The organism is Nocardia sp. alder85J, assembly GCF_020176955.2.
Classification (GTDB): Bacteria; Actinomycetota; Actinomycetes; order Mycobacteriales; family Mycobacteriaceae; genus Nocardia.
In genome coordinates this window covers 185809-200453 of record NZ_JAIUCZ020000014.1, presented here as the reverse complement: position 1 = coordinate 200453, position 14645 = coordinate 185809, and the positions used below count along the sequence as shown (strand labels likewise).

Here is a 14645-nt window from a genome sequence, read left to right as displayed (position 1 = left end):
CGATACAGAAGCGAGGCAAGGTGTTCCGCACCTGTTTCAACGACGAATGGCAGGTCAGGCAGAAGCCCAACCCGTTCGCCGAGTTGTCCGGGCAGGCCGTGCCGTTCCGATCGGTGACGGTTCCGCACGATGCGGTCGTCGAGTCGGGCCGGGAGCGGCCGGGCGACGACAGCGGAGAGGGCGGGAGCGTCGCCTACTACCCCAGCGGGGTGTTCGAGTATCGGAAAACCTTCGCGGTCCCGGAGGAAGACCGGGGTAAAACGGTGATCGTCGAGTTCGACGGCGCGTACCGGGACGCGATGGTCTATGTCAACAGCGCGTACGCCGGCCAGCGGCCCTACGGGTACTCGCAGTTCCGGATCGATGCCACCGCATTCCTGAAGTACGGCGGCGACAACGACATTCGCGTGGAGACGCGCAATCATCGCGACTCCCGGTGGTACAGCGGGGGCGGGATCTACCGCGACACCTGGCTGCTTGTCGGTGGGCCGGTCCGGATCCCGCCGCACGGTGTGCGGGTCGCCACACCCGATATCGACGCCGAACGGGCGGTCGTCGAGGTCGCCGTCGCCGTGACCAACGACTCCGAGTTCCTGCGCACGGTCGTGGCCTGCGTGGAGATCCGCGACCGGGCCGGGGCGCGGGTCGCCATCGGCAGTGCGCCGATCAGCCTGGGGCCCCGCGAAACGGCAACGCTGCGTCAGCGGCTGTACGTGCGTACGCCGCTGCTGTGGAGCGCCGACAGTCCCGAGCTGTACGAATGCGTCGTCGCACTGTCCGACGGTGATGTCGAGATCGACCGGGACGCAGCGATGTTCGGCATCCGGTCGCTGCGATTGGATCCGGCGCACGGGTTGTGGATCAACGGCACGACGGTCGAGCTGCGCGGAGCCTGCATTCACCACGACAACGGGCCCCTCGGCGCGGCGACCTACGCCGGGGCCGAGCAACGCCGGGTCGAAATCCTCAAAGCGGCCGGATTCAACGCCATCCGCATGTCGCACCATCCGATGAGCACCGCAATGCTCGACGCCTGTGACCGGCTCGGCATGCTGGTTCTCGACGAGGCGTTCGACACGTGGGCCACCGCGAAGAGCCCCTTCGACTACAGCCTGCACTTCGCACAATGGTGGGAACGCGATCTGGAAGCGTTGGTGGACAGAGACTTCAATCATCCCAGCGTCGTCATGTATTCGATCGGCAACGAGATCCCCGAGGTCGGGAATCCGGCGGGCGCGGCGTGGGCTCGCCGCCTGGCCGAGAAGGTCCGCGGCTGGACGGCACCCGCTTCGTTACCAATGCGGTCAACAACATGCTCGCGGTGCTCGACGAGCTGAAGAAGTCGGGGGGACAGTCGATTTCGGAGAACGCCGGCGTCAATACGGTGATGGCGGATCTGGGCGACGCGATGAACGCCGTCGCCGCCTCGGAGTTGGCCACCGTCTGCACGGTGGAAGCGTACTCGGTGCTCGACGTGGCGGGCATGAACTACGCCGAGAGCCGCTACGAGCTGGACGCGGAGCTGTTCCCGGGGCGAATCATCCTGGGCGCCGAGACCTTCCCCACCCACATCGACGGCAACTGGGATCTGGTCCGGCGGCTTCCGTGAGGTCATCGGCGATTTCACCTGGACGGGCTGGGACTACTAACATGCTATGCGCGAAGTTTGTCACTATCAGCGAGGTGCAGGCCGACTGCGGCTACACCGGCCGTCTCGTGACATGGGCGAAACATGTCGCGGTAGCCATGCTGGCTATCTTCTGCACGAAGACTTCCGTCACGACCGGCAGTGTCGTGATGGTTATCGGGGCCACCACCATCGATAGCGCCGATGCTGTCGCGCTACCCGGTCCGGGCCACAGATGTGCTGTTCGGGGCCGATCTCTTCGTGTGTGTCCCGGGACTACGGGTGCGATCGGCCGAGTTTACGCGACGATGAATCCGGCGGTGCTGGGCTGGCGGCCGTGTCGCATGAACACGGCGATCATGAGGGCGACGGCGACCAGGGCGGTCATGAACCAGAAGGTCAGCGAGTAGCCGCGGTCGCCGAACACCTGTGGAATGGGTTGGTCGATGGTGCGTCCCATGACCTCGATGTGCGCGGTGATGGGGTGGGCAGACTGGAACGCGGCCAGGATCGAGGTGCCGATGGCCGAGCCGAGACCCATGGTGACGCCGAGCATGCCGGATCCGATGCCCTGCTGGTCCTCGGGCAGGGCATCGACGATGAGCACCGACCCCGCGGTATAGAAGAACGCGAAGCCGATACCGAATATCCCGGCCAGTACAGCGAATGCCTGCCAGGAGTAGTGGGTCATCGCGACCGCGGAGCAGGCGGCGACGCCGCCGGTGATCACGCACGCGACGATCGCGAGGATCCGGGCGCCGACACGGCGGGCGAGAATGCCACCGATTACACCGAAGACGAGGCCGGCGATACCGGTCATGATCGTGATGTGCAGGGCGAAGCCCAGCAGCCCGAACCCGTTGCCGTAGTGATAGCCGGGATTGAGGGTGACGTGGACCACCGACGCCGGCAGGGGGACTCCCGCGGTCTGGTGCGCCTGCTCGATGACGCTCTGAACGACGGTCTGTTTCAGCGCGTTCTGATCGGGGGTCTGAGTCATGTAGCCGGTGGCGGTGGGATTGACCGCGAGAACCGCGACACCGAAGAGCATCAGCAGCAGGGTGAGGCCGACCTTCGGGCTGCGCAGCAGCTTCATGTCCATGATCGGTGCGCTGGAACGGGATTCGATCAGCGGGAACGCCGCGATCAGCACCAGTCCGGCGATCAACCACCCCAGCGTCGGTACCCGGCCCCAGCCCCAGTCCTGTCCCTTGTCGGCGTAGATCAGCACCAGCAGGGTGCCCGCCGACAGGGAGAGGATGCCGTAGGGCTGGATGCGCTGGCGGACACGGAGTTTCGACTCCGGCACGACGAGCGCGAACACGATCATCGACACCACGGCGTAGGCGGCGAGGAACCAGAACATGGCCCGCCACTCGAAGTTGTCGACCAGCAGACCGGCGACGACCGGGCCGATCAGCGAGGAGAAACCGACCCCGCCGGCGACCACACCCAGTGCCAGCGGAATGTGCTTGCGGGGCAACAGGTCCCGGACCAAACCATAGGAGATGATCATCATCACGACCGTGAACGCCTGCAGGCCGCGCCCGAGCAGGAACAGCCACCAGTCACTGGTGACCGCGTCCAGCAGGCACCCCACCAGGAAGAATAAGCCGCACAGCAGGAAGACCCGTTTCTTGCCCCAGATATCACTGAGTTTCCCCAGGATCGGCGTGGTGGCGGCGCCGACGATCCCGGAGACGATCACCGCCCAGTTGATGTCGGCGCCGACGTGGGAGAACGTTGTGGTGATCTTCTGCAGGGAGGCGCCGACCATGGTCAGCTGGAATGCGGTCACCTCCGAGAGCAGCACCATCGCCACGACGATGGCGAGGATCCGCCCGCGAGAGGTGTCGTCGGGAAGACGCCCGGTGTCGAGTTCTTCGGTCTGTCGCGAATCGGAGGTTATGGGTACAGCGGTCATCGGGGCTCCTGGGCAAACGGGTGCCGATCATCGGCAGGTCGAGATGCACGACCGCATCACCTGCCGGAGAAAAGGGTGACTTCGGGACAATTACTGCGACAGCACGTGGTGCTCGACGTTGTGCGAATCGCCTGCGCTGTGTTTCTCAGGCCGCCATCGGCCGGATGGCGGCAGCTGAGCTCATACCGTGGGGCGCGAAGTGCGCGGAAGTGGCGGTTCCGAGCGGTCATGGATGCCGATCCCGGAGGCCCTCGGCTCGCCGGATAGGTCGGACATGGCGCTCCTCGACGTCGCATTCCCGGACTCCGGGACGTTTTAGGTGACCGCGACGGGCGCCAGCCGGTCTGTGCCCGACTGTGTCGCCTGTCACGATGAAAGTGAACACCCACTCTCATGTGAAATCAATGGGATGTCCGAATTCCTCCGGCACCGGTGCCACTAGCCAGTGTTTTGAAAGTGGTTCGGGTTGAGGGGCGGCGCCCCTCAACCCGAAGGTCGGAAGGTGTTGCCGGCGTTGGCGTGTCGATGACCTGATGCGAGCGAGGTCTCCGGTAGAAGGTTCAGCGACCAAGCAAAACCAGCACTACCGGAGACCTCGTGACCAGCGTATCGGTGACGAGGCGAGCAGACCTGACCGACGCCCAGTGGGCTCGGCTGGAACCGCTGCTGCCTCGTGGCAAGAAGGCGGGCCGCCCGCCGAAATGGACGAAACGACAGCTCATCGACGGGATCAGATGGCGCACCCGATGCGGGACACCGTGGCGCGACGTGCCCGAATGCTACGGGCACTGGCAGACGGTGTACGGGTTATTCCGGCGCTGGCAGCGCGCGGGAGTGTGGGCGCTGATCTGGACGATGTTGCAGGCCTTCGCCGATGCGGGCGGCCGGATCGTGTGGCAGGTGAGTGTGGATTCCACTATCGCCCGGGCTCATCGGCACGCCGGCGGAGCCCGCCGCGAGGGCCACACCCAGGTCGAGTCGCCCGGCGGAGTCGATACCGAGCCAGCCGACCACGCGCTCGGGCGTTCCCGTGGCGGCTGGACCACCAAGACACACCTGGCCACCGAGCAGGGCCGCAAGGTCCTCTCGATCGTGATCACCGCCGGTCAGCGGGGCGACAGCCCGCAGTTCACGGCCGTGCTCGACGGTATCTCGGTGCCGCGGCCCGGGAAAGGACGACCGCGTACCCGGCCGGAGCGAGTACGTGCCGACAAGGCCTACAGCTCAGCCGCCAATCGTGCGTGCCTGCGCGGACGCGGGATCAAGGCCACCATCCCGATCAAGGTAGACCAGGCCGCCCACCGCAAGAAGAAAGGCTCCGCCGGTGGACGACCACCAGCGTTCGACGCCGAGGATTACAAGCAACGTCATGCCGTGGAGTGCGGTATCGGTCAGTTGAAGGAAAACCGTGCCATGGCAACCAGATACGACAAACTCGCCGTCCGCTACCAGGCCACCGTCCACATCACAGCCATCAACCAATGGCTCCACCACGGGTGAGGGCGGGTACCTGCCCGCCCTCACCCACTTTCAAAACACTGGCTAACTGCATGCCTCACGGACCGGGCGCCCGCCCGGCCCTCGATACCGGTTCAGCCACCGAGCAGCGATCGGATCGAGTCCCTGGGGTGGAACTCTCGATTCTCGCGGCGGGGTCGGCGAGGCACGGCCCGATGTGGTGGTGGACCGCGCGCAGTAGCATGCGCTGGCCGTCGGTGAGTTCGACGTCGACCGTGTGGCCGCCGGTATCGCTGCGGTACAGGGTGTTTCGCATCACTGGTGAGCTTTCCTGGGAGAAGCCGGGGCCAGATGCGGGTGAGCTGGGGCTGGTGGCCGGTCACCACAGCGCCATTTGTGTTGCAGCGCTGGGTGTTCGGGGTGGAGTCGAGGTCTGGTCCTTGAGGGCGTCCGGATCGATCGGTGCGTTGGTGGCGACGGCTGCGGAGGTGTCTTCGGGTTGTCGGGCAGGGCAGCTTCGGCGGCGGTTCGTTCGGCGAGGTAGCGGCGGGAGCACGGGCGGTCCTGTCGGCACACCACGGTGTAGTGGCCCAGCTCGCTGCCGTGGCTGCCGTGGCTGCCGTGGTCGCGACGTTTCTCCAGGTAGGGCACTCCCATGGAGCTGTAGTCACGAGTGCCCTTGCGGCCGCGCCAGAGGCACCGGTAAGAGATGGCGCGCCGGCTATTTATCCCGTCCGGTGCGCAGACTGTCAGCGACACAGACACGCCATCATCGGGCCTGGCTGTGGAGAGCTGGTATTGGGGCCGAGCCCGGAACTGGACAGATCCGGAGAGGGAGCCGGATGTGACGGCGCCCGAACGGAACGCCGAGAGCCGGGCGGCGTCCCCGTCGCGCACCGGGTAGTTCTGGTCCCGCAGCGTGACGACGTTCAGAATGAGCCCAGTGCGTCCGGCTGGTTCTCCATACCGTCGAGATAACCGCGGGTGATCTCGCCCTTGCGGTCGTGGAAGATCGCGCGACTCAGATCGTGGTGGCCTTCCTGCAAATTCGACTGCGCCTTGGCCTCGCGCCCATGTTATCCTTTGCTGGCTGTCGTTGCTGCTGGTCCGTATCGCCGAAACCCGCGCCGCCACCACCTGGCCGGTCATCCGCCGCGAACTCGACCGCCTGCACGTGGCACCTTCACCGGCCCGGCCGGCACCTTCCGCCGCCTCACAGAGGTGTCCAAGCCCCAACACGACCTGCTGACCCGCCTCGGCGCCCCCACGCCCAAGCAGATCATCGAACTTGCTCCAACCCCCTGACCAGCACCGATAACCGTGCTTAGAGACACGCTCTCCAGGCACATATCCTCCATGTCCTCACAGCTCAGGCCATAAATCGCGACTCCAGCCACGTTGAATTCTGCGGAAACCCGGTCGGTGGGCTCGTCGACTGCCTCACATCACCTTCGCTCCATGCAGACGCCTGGAACGACACAGCCGGCCGCGTTCCACATCCGGCCCGGACCCGGTCGGCGGTGGGGAATCCGAACCGGTTCGCTACAGGCGGCGGTGCCCCCGCGCCTGACAAGCACGATCCGCCGCCGACCGGCTCCTCGACATCCGCCGACCACCCCCACATCCGCGACCCGCTGCCGGGGCGGGGCCACAGACCCCTGGCGAGCCGACCGCAACAGGCGGCAGGAGCCTCACCAGTCGACCCCGCCACGCTATGGCCGACGATCATCTGGCCGACCCACCGGTGACATCTATGCAGGCCGGAACCTCCGGCACACCGGCCGTCGGCAGGTCCAGCTACTGCTCGCTGCTGCTGTCGGCAACCACGTGAATCATTGCGCGGGCTACCGGTTGAGCCGACCGACCGCGATCGCGCCCATGAGATTGACCACGATGCACAACACCACTGAGAACCAGAGCATGCCTGCGACCACCTGCCTCTAGAAAGGAACTATCACAGCGTCGGCCGCGCCGGTCCCGCCACCTGTTCCCGACGCGAGACACCGGAGGCCGTGCCGGCGAACCGACTGTGTCGCCCGTCAGGATAGAAGTGAACACCCACTCTCAATCGAAATCAATGGCTTGTACGGATTCCTCCAGCGGAGATGCCGCCGGCGGGCAGTCGCTTCGATCATCCGGCCATACCCTTGGGCGGATCGTGCTGCAGTTCCCGTGCTGCACGGCGGTGCTCGGCGCGGATGACACCGCGCCGGGCACCGCTGTTGTTGGTCTGCTAGCAGGCGGAGTTCAGCTTGCCGATGGCACCGTAGACCGAGGAGGCGGCCTCCGGCCTGGTGGCGTTCTCGAGCGCACTGGCCAGATTCTCGATGTCGGCCTGTGCTTCCGGCGAGCTGACCTGGCCTTCCTGGCCACGCAATTGGGCGACGTAGGCCGCCATGCTGGCAGCGGCCTGATCCGGCGGTTGCGACTGCACAGCGCGAGTGTGCCGACGGTCGAGCTGCTGATCTGCTTCAGGACGGCGCAGTCGCCGGCCGGAATGTCGGTGCGCACCAGCGGTGCGGCCGCCGCGATGGTCCACCCTGCACCGACCGCGGTCGCGGCGGCGAACAGGACGGTGATGACAACGGGACGAATCTTCATTGACGGCTCCCATCCGGAGGTCAGCATCGGCCGCCTCCACCTGGAATCGAGGCCGACCGCACTCAACATTGGCGAACGCCTCACCACGGCCGGCAACAACGCAGCCTCTGCCGAAGAACGGAGCGAGGATTCCGCTGGCTCACCCACCACGGCGTCATCGTGATCCCGAAATCGGTATGCCCCGAACACATCCCACGGTGTGTCGGCATCTTCTCCCTCACTCACGTCGATGAGGAAATGACATAGGCCACCGCTCTGGGTAGCGTCGCGTGCACTATTCTCCGGCTGCCGCGATCCCATTGCGCTGCGATGCTCGGACCGGAGTGTCCGTACTCGTCTCCTCGACGAAAGTGTCCTTGACCCGGTTCGTCGGCGCCCGCACGTACGGCGTCGACCAACTACGCGCTGACCTCGACCGCCTTCCTGCTCGCGGGAACGATTGTTCAATCCCGATCCCGAGTAGACACTGCGGGACCAACCTTCGCACCGACGAACGGGGGCGCGTCGCCATGTGGTGACGTGCCCGCTGTCACTCGATACCGGCCATCTGCTAACCGTGCATGCACTTTTCGACGAGGACGAGTGCTCGATGGAACAGGCCACAAAGAACTCGGCAGGCGGTCCGACAAGGCCGCCGAGCGCACGAGCCCGTTCGATCAGGACAAGTGTCCTTCGGTTACCACTTGTTCCAGTGCAGGACTTGGTCGCAGCTGATGTGTTGGGTGTCGCTGCCCGGCGGCAACCGCAACGACATGACTCGATCGATGCCCTCGATCGAGGCGATCCCAACCGTCCACGGACGGCGCGGGCGGCCTCGCCGGTGCCCGGCCACCCTCTCCGCCGACCACGGCTACGACCACCGAAAGTATCGTAAACTGTTGTGCGGCACAGGAATCACCCGTTCATAGCCCGCCGTGGCGTCGAGCGCCGCTACGGGCGCGAGGTGTATCGCTGGGCCGAGCGGACGCCTGTCCCGGAACTGCTGCACCGCGCACGGGCGCGTCGATCGCACTGCCGCTACGGAAGCATCGCCTCGGTGTAGTGGTCGAGCGTTTCGTGTACCTTGTCGCTACTGAGGGAGGCGACCTGGCGGGGTGCAGGGCGTCCCCGGATCACATCTAGCATCGGCGGGCAATGCGTGTCGTCGGTGAGGACCCGTTCGGTGCCGACAACCGTGTGAGTACGCAGCGAGTAGATGGTGAATTGGAACCATTCCGGGATCATCCTGATCGGGGTATCGGCGATCGTCCTGTCAGAGTATTGACACTCCGGACCGAGAACGTCCGTCGCCGGTCCTTCGTCGGTCTGGCAGGCCACGAGTTGCACCATCCCGGGGTCGGTGTTCCGTGAAGGATGTGCGCCCGCGCCGGTCGGAGCACTGCCATAGTTGTCCAGGTCGAGGACACTGGGTGTAGTGCGATCGGTCACCACCACCGCCATGGGGTGTGGTGGCGGGCCGGTATAAGCCGGTGCGGCCGAGTACGCCTGCCCGTGACCCTGACACACCCCGGCCAACTGATCGAACTCGGTGGGGAGTTGACTCACGGTCACCAGCTTCGGCGGCGAATCACTACACGCCACCAGCGTGCCCATGCACACCGCGGTGCCGGCCAAGCGGCGTGCCCATGCCCGGATGCCGTACCTCATGCTGTCACAACCTTCATCCGCCAGGCCCGCCACCCAGTGTGACCGAATCCGGAACACGGCGAAAGGGCGAGATGCCGACAGGAGGCTCAGGGCAGCGTCTCCTAATCGGTTTCGTCGGTGGCAGCCCCGCACCCGACGACGATGCGCTCCCCAACACTCAGTGGGAGCATTCACCGCGCTGCGGCCATTGGCTACTCGATCGCCGCGGCGCACCTCAACGACGGCACCGAGGCGGCGGACCCGGCATACGGCCACGGCACCGCCGGAGCCTGGAAAGACTCGCTGTCCGCAGGCAGCGGTCACCTCGTGTTCGAATCCTGGCCCCACGGCGTGGTGCACCGGATCTCACACGGCCTGAAGTGGGTGATCATCGGCACAACCGACCGCGATGTGACCGCCGTCGACCTCGACTCTGATCCGATCGGCATTGTCCGGGCAGGTGATCACGTTCGAACCCTGCGGGTGGTACGCCGCCTTCCGGCAGGACGTCTCCGTCCTCGCAGTGCGGCAGCGGACAGTCGAGTGGCTGCGTCCGGGCGAGTCGGTTGGAGTATTACAACGCCCCGATCGCCGGCCATCCGCAGCGTCAGGGATTCCTGCGCGACGTGGGCGAATCGGTCGCGGAGCTTCGCGGCGCGATCGCCGTGCAGGAGCTCACGGGCGCCGACCGTGACCGATTCGATGCCGCGGAACTGGCGTCACTGCACCTGCTGCGGGACTGTGTGCGTGGTGTCGAATCGGTGCGGCTGTCGGTACCGCACACGGTTGCGCGGGAACGGCTGCGCCTCACCGCGTCGCGCATACTGCTGGAGCCGCTGGCAGGCCACCCGACCTTCTGGGAGTTGCACGACGGGGGAAGCCCGTATCCTGCGGAGCGGACGGGCATGTCTATGCCCTCTGCTGGACAGTCGAAATCGGTTGCGGCTCAGTCGAAGGCAATCGCTGTCGCGTGTTGCGGCGCAGCTGCACGCCAGCTGCGTGCGCGGCCGTGACCATTGGGTTGCGTTTTGTCTTCTCATGGTCGGGTGACGTCGCGGCGTGCCGGGCAGGTTTTCCGGGCGTGCGGTGGACAGTGCTTGCGGTTCGGTGCATCCTCCGATCGTGGGCAGGCGGATTTGGTGGGGCGCGCTGGCGTCGGGATTCGTGGTTGTGGTGGTGTGTCAGATCGTGCTGGGTGTGGTCGGTGGTTGGGCCCGGACCGCTCACCCGACCGGGGCCTATGTCAGCGGCTGTCTGGCCGACGACGGGTATCGGTGCGACTACCACTGGACGGTCGATGGCGATGTGTTCGCGGGTCGGCTACCGGGCGGGCCTTGGCCGGACGGGCATGTGGTGCGGATATGGGTCGATCCGCACGACCCGACCCACCTCGAGAGGGACAAGGACGTGGTCACGCCGGTGGTGTGGCTGGTGGTGTTCGGATCGGGTCTGCTGGTGTGTGTGTTCGTCCTGACCGGGCGCAGCGTGTGGTTTTCCGTTGGCCGGATCCGGCGTGGCATCGCCTTGGCCACCGCGGGCGGCGTGGTCGCGGCCGCTGCCCTCCCGTCGGTGGCGGTCGTCGTCCAGTCCTCGCGCAGGCCACCGGTCGCTGTCACGATCCCGGCTGCACCGGCACCGGACAGCGCGGTTCTTCAGCAGGTCGTGCCACCGGATCCCACCCGTGGCAACGATATTGAAGTGGTGTGTGCCGCGGCGTTGCCCGCGCCGCTGCGCCGGGCCGGGCTGATGATCCAGGACAGCGATCCCCACGACGGCACCAGCACAATCCAGATATCCGACGGCGTCACCCGGACGATGCCCGGCGTCATCACGGCACTCGGCGTCGCACCCGGCGGTGTCTTCGCCACCGGTGACGCCCACGGTGTCGTGCGGCTGTGGGACGTGACGGGCCGGCACGTGAGCCCGACCCTGCTGGGATCCGGATTGGTTGATTCGCTGGCCTTCAGCCCGGATGGCCGGACGGTGGCGGTGGCGGGCGACACGGTTCTGCTGTGGGACCTGGACAATCGGCGCACCATGGACGACAACATCATCCGCAGCGACCTCAGCAACGGCTCCTCACCATGGCATGTCGCGTTCGGTCCCGACTCGCACACGGTCTCGGTGTGCGACGACAGCGGAACGACGTGGCGGTGGCGTTTCTGATGGGCACCGCGATCGCGGTCGGCTTCTGGGGCGGTGTCGTCCTACTGTTCGTCTTCACCCCGTTCGCCGCCCGCATGCACCGTAATTACCGCCGGCTGTGGCACGCGGCTGCTAGTGCGATGCTGACCTGCGCACAGCTACGGGAAACCGACCTGCGACAGGTCGCCGTCGTGGCGCGCACCAGCGAATGGGATATGCGCTCGTGGACCGAACTGACGATACACCACTGGGAACCCAACCCCCACGACAAGGGCACTTTCAGCCACAGTGTGACATCGAAGAGCACCAAGGGGCGCATCGTGATCAAGGACGACACCGGAACCGCGCTGCTCGCCGAAGAGCTGGCGATCCGCAGCCTGACCCTCACAAGCAATCCACTGGCGGCCACGACTCACCGCAAGTGGAACGAGGACGACGACAGCAACCAGTTTCACGAAACGACCTGGCAGGTGGCGCGCGGTGTTCCGGTTTTCGTGATCGGCTCGCTGACCCACGACGACGACGGAACGCCTCGGCTGTACTGCGGCGGCAGCGGGATGCCGGGCGATCCTCGTAGCGGCGGCACGTCCACCGACGCCCCCGACGTCGTCGTCGCCCGCCTCATCGCCTGCGACTCGCGGTGGGCCGGCATTGCCGGCACCAGCGCGTTGATCGGTCTGAGCGTCACCTCGATCGCGCTCGTCCTGACCATCCTCGGCATGCGTTGAGATCACGCCAGCCTGTGATAAGGACCGGTGACCACCACACATCCAGCCGGCGGCTGCGCGCGCAGCCGAGGTTCGGGAATGGCGTGCAGTGTCAATGACAGTGCAGGCGACTGCCACAATCGACCTCCCTGTCGTTATGCCGATGACAGACCGTGGGCGACAGGCCCCGGAGGCGGCTCCCGGGCCACCCGGATCGTGTGGAAACAGCCTGCCCGATCCCACTGTTGCGGGCTCACGTCCGGGAAGCCCTCGCACTGTGGTTCCGGTGGTCGGTGCCGTTGAGGGCGTAGTACCGCAACGCAGCGTTCGCACTCGGCGGGTAGCGAGGGCGCGTTGCCGCGCCCTCGCTACCCGAGAACCGGCCGTGCCCGCTTTCCAGGCAACTGGCTCGAGCAAGCCATGAAGGCTCACGGGATCACAGAAATACATTGTGTGCCAACACCTTTGGTGAGATTGCGGTGGCAGTGAGCGTGCACGGGACGTACTGCGGTTCGTTCGTCCGGTGGGTTGTCACCCGTAATGGTGATCACCCGGCGGGCGATCGCGGTGCGGGGATGACCCGAGAAGCCGACGCCTACGGCCGACATGGTGGGGTAGATTTTCTTTCAGGTGCACCGGATTTCGCCGACCTGGGCGGCCTCGTCGGGAGTGTGGGGAGAACCACGATGGCGTTGGAACCGGGGCAAGTCTTCGCTGGTTTCACGATAGTGCGTGCCCTGGGCGCCGGAGGCATGGGAGTGGTGTACCTGGCTCGGCATCCCCGGCTGGAACGGCTCGTGGCGCTGAAGGTCCTGCACGACGGGTTCGCGGCGGATCCGAAGGCGCGCAGGGCATTCAACCGGGAAGCCACTCTCATTTCCCGTTTGGATCACTCGAACATTGTCGCGGTCCACGATCGCAACGGACCCGGCGATCCCACGCTGTGGCTGTCGATGCGTTACGTCGAGGGCGGCGACGCGGACCGTCTTCTCAGGGCGCATCCGCGCGGACTGGACCCGGCTCGTGCGGTCCGGTTGATCGCCGACGCGGCCGCCGCACTCGATCACGCGCACCGCCACGGGGTGCTGCACCGCGACGTCAAACCCGGCAACCTGCTGGTAGAATCCGACCACCGGCACGGAGAACGGGCGCTGCTCACCGACTTCGGCATCGCCCGGGCGCTCGATGACACCCGGACACTGTCGGGCGTGATCGCCACGTTCGCTTACGTTGCGCCCGAACGACTGTCGGGCAGCGCCGCAGACTCTCGATCGGATGTCTATTCGCTCGGCGCCACCCTGTATCAGCTACTGACCGGCGAAACTCCGTACCCGTACGCCGAGCAGGCCGCAGTCATCACCGCACATCTGGTCCAGCCACCGCCGGCACCGTCCCGAACCCGTCCGGGCCTGCCCGCTGGTCTGGACGCGGTGATCGCCACCGCGCTGGCGAAGCACCCCGCCGACAGATTCCAGACCTGCACCGATATGGTCACCGCCGCCGCTGACGTTCTTGCCGACAATGCCACCGGACCGACACCGCTCGCGCAGGAGGGACCTGCTCGAACGCAAGTCGTCGAACCCACCTGGCGAGCCCGCCGACGGACGGGATCCCGTCCACCCGCTCGCACCGAATCCCGGCGCGGGGGTACCGTCGTCGCCGCGGTACTGGAGACGCTGGTGCGCACGGTATCGCGCAATGGAGCCGCCGCGCCGCGCACCGGGCGTCCCGCCGGATCGCCGGCCGCTTCCGAGGTTCGGGAGGCGGCTTCAACAGAGGCGCCGCCGGACGACCCTGCGCGGGAGCGCCGTCGCGCAGTCCGGCAGCGTGCGGGATCGATCCTACAGCGGAGCATGTCCGGGTCTGCTTCAGCCATATCACATCGCGTCCGGGTCATATCTGTTGCCATCCGCGCGACCGTGGCCCAGCGGTGGCGTTCGACCGCGTCGGCCACTGCGGTTCTCCTCACTACGGCACTGATCGTCGTCGCCACCCAGACATCCCATTCTCCGGGGACATCAGCGGCAAGAACGTCCTTGGCGCCGACCACGACAACGCCGACGCAGGCAGGGACAACCGCATCGACAGCGGCGGTAACGACAACCACGAGCCGATGGAACCCCAGAACTCAGACGATCGTCGACGAATTCCCCGCCCTGCTACCCCCGACCCCGAACAGCACGGGATTCGATGCCATCACCTGTAAGGCCAACGCCTACATAACCGACGCCACCTCGACAGAGATCATCTGTGGCGCCTACGAGATCGACCCGAACAAGACGGCGTTCAGAATCCGGTGCAATCAGCCCCCTGTGCCGGTGACATCGGATCCGTACTCAGAAGTGTCCGCGTACACACTCACCGGTAGCGGGTCGTGGACGAAGCCGACCGGCTCGGGCCATCTCTACCAGTACGACGCATTCGGCTGGCGCCACCTGCACCTACTTTTCGACGGTGCCCAGGCCAACTGCACGATGACAGTCGCGGCCGGTGTTGCGGTCGTCGAGGATTGGTGGCCGACCGCACCGGCCTGAACAGCCACGACCCATCGACCGAA

Annotated in this window: 11 protein-coding genes and 1 pseudogene; 8 read left to right on the top strand and 4 right to left on the bottom strand. The window is 66.2% G+C overall.

Features of this window, described 5'->3' with window-relative positions; all coding sequences use genetic code 11:
* The first annotated feature begins 20 nt into the window (after positions 1–20).
* Together LBW94_RS39090 and LBW94_RS39085 are read left to right on the top strand one after the other, a co-directional pair.
* On the top strand, positions 21–1337 hold the full coding sequence (locus LBW94_RS39090) for a glycoside hydrolase family 2 protein (protein ID WP_225061074.1): 1317 nt from the start codon (positions 21–23) through the stop codon (positions 1335–1337).
* Positions 1322–1609 (top strand): hypothetical protein, encoded by a 288-nt coding sequence (locus LBW94_RS39085; RefSeq protein ID WP_225061073.1) that lies wholly within the window; start codon positions 1322–1324, stop codon positions 1607–1609. Before LBW94_RS39090 ends, LBW94_RS39085 begins: the two co-directional genes overlap by 16 nt.
* Positions 1610–1925: 316 nt before the next feature.
* Here the strand turns inward: LBW94_RS39085 and LBW94_RS39080 are convergent, their stop codons facing one another.
* Positions 1926–3551 (bottom strand): MFS transporter, encoded by a 1626-nt coding sequence (locus LBW94_RS39080; protein WP_225061072.1) that lies wholly within the window; start codon positions 3549–3551, stop codon positions 1926–1928.
* Between the two features lie 597 nt (positions 3552–4148).
* On the opposite strand from LBW94_RS39080, the gene LBW94_RS39075 reads away from it, so the two are divergent.
* Positions 4149–5051: an IS5 family transposase gene (locus tag LBW94_RS39075; RefSeq protein WP_225061071.1), complete on the top strand. Its 903-nt coding sequence runs from the start codon at positions 4149–4151 to the stop codon at positions 5049–5051.
* Between the two features lie 887 nt (positions 5052–5938).
* Here LBW94_RS39075 and LBW94_RS39070 read toward each other — a convergent pair.
* Positions 5939–6067 (bottom strand): annotated as a pseudogene (locus LBW94_RS39070) (hypothetical protein); the annotation flags it as partial.
* Positions 6068–7242: 1175 nt separating this feature from the next.
* The gene (locus tag LBW94_RS39065; RefSeq protein WP_225061069.1) at positions 7243–7443 is read right to left on the bottom strand and encodes a hypothetical protein; all 201 of its coding nucleotides are present in this window, start codon (positions 7441–7443) and stop codon (positions 7243–7245) included.
* A gap of 9 nt (positions 7444–7452) precedes the next feature.
* Between LBW94_RS39065 and LBW94_RS39060 the strand changes: the two genes are divergently transcribed.
* Positions 7453–7773 (top strand): hypothetical protein, encoded by a 321-nt coding sequence (locus tag LBW94_RS39060; protein WP_225061068.1) that lies wholly within the window; start codon positions 7453–7455, stop codon positions 7771–7773.
* Between the two features lie 854 nt (positions 7774–8627).
* Here LBW94_RS39060 and LBW94_RS39055 read toward each other — a convergent pair.
* Positions 8628–9257: a hypothetical protein gene (locus tag LBW94_RS39055; protein WP_225061067.1), complete on the bottom strand. Its 630-nt coding sequence runs from the start codon at positions 9255–9257 to the stop codon at positions 8628–8630.
* A 545-nt stretch (positions 9258–9802) separates the two neighbouring features.
* On the opposite strand from LBW94_RS39055, the gene LBW94_RS39050 reads away from it, so the two are divergent.
* The 4 genes from LBW94_RS39050 to LBW94_RS39035 all read left to right on the top strand — a co-directional run bounded on the left by LBW94_RS39050 (position 9803) and on the right by LBW94_RS39035 (position 14622).
* On the top strand, positions 9803–10249 hold the full coding sequence (locus tag LBW94_RS39050) for a hypothetical protein (RefSeq protein ID WP_225061066.1): 447 nt from the start codon (positions 9803–9805) through the stop codon (positions 10247–10249).
* Positions 10250–10358: 109 nt separating this feature from the next.
* Positions 10359–11402: a WD40 repeat domain-containing protein gene (locus tag LBW94_RS39045; protein ID WP_225061065.1), complete on the top strand. Its 1044-nt coding sequence runs from the start codon at positions 10359–10361 to the stop codon at positions 11400–11402.
* Positions 11384–12109: a hypothetical protein gene (locus LBW94_RS39040; protein ID WP_266273171.1), complete on the top strand. Its 726-nt coding sequence runs from the start codon at positions 11384–11386 to the stop codon at positions 12107–12109. The genes LBW94_RS39045 and LBW94_RS39040 overlap by 19 nt, the downstream gene beginning before the upstream one ends.
* 554 nt (positions 12110–12663) lie before the next feature.
* Positions 12664–14622 carry a serine/threonine-protein kinase gene (locus LBW94_RS39035; RefSeq protein ID WP_225061063.1) on the top strand — a complete coding sequence of 653 codons (1959 nt, stop codon included), beginning with the start codon at positions 12664–12666 and terminating at the stop codon, positions 14620–14622.
* Positions 14623–14645: the final 23 nt, after the last annotated feature.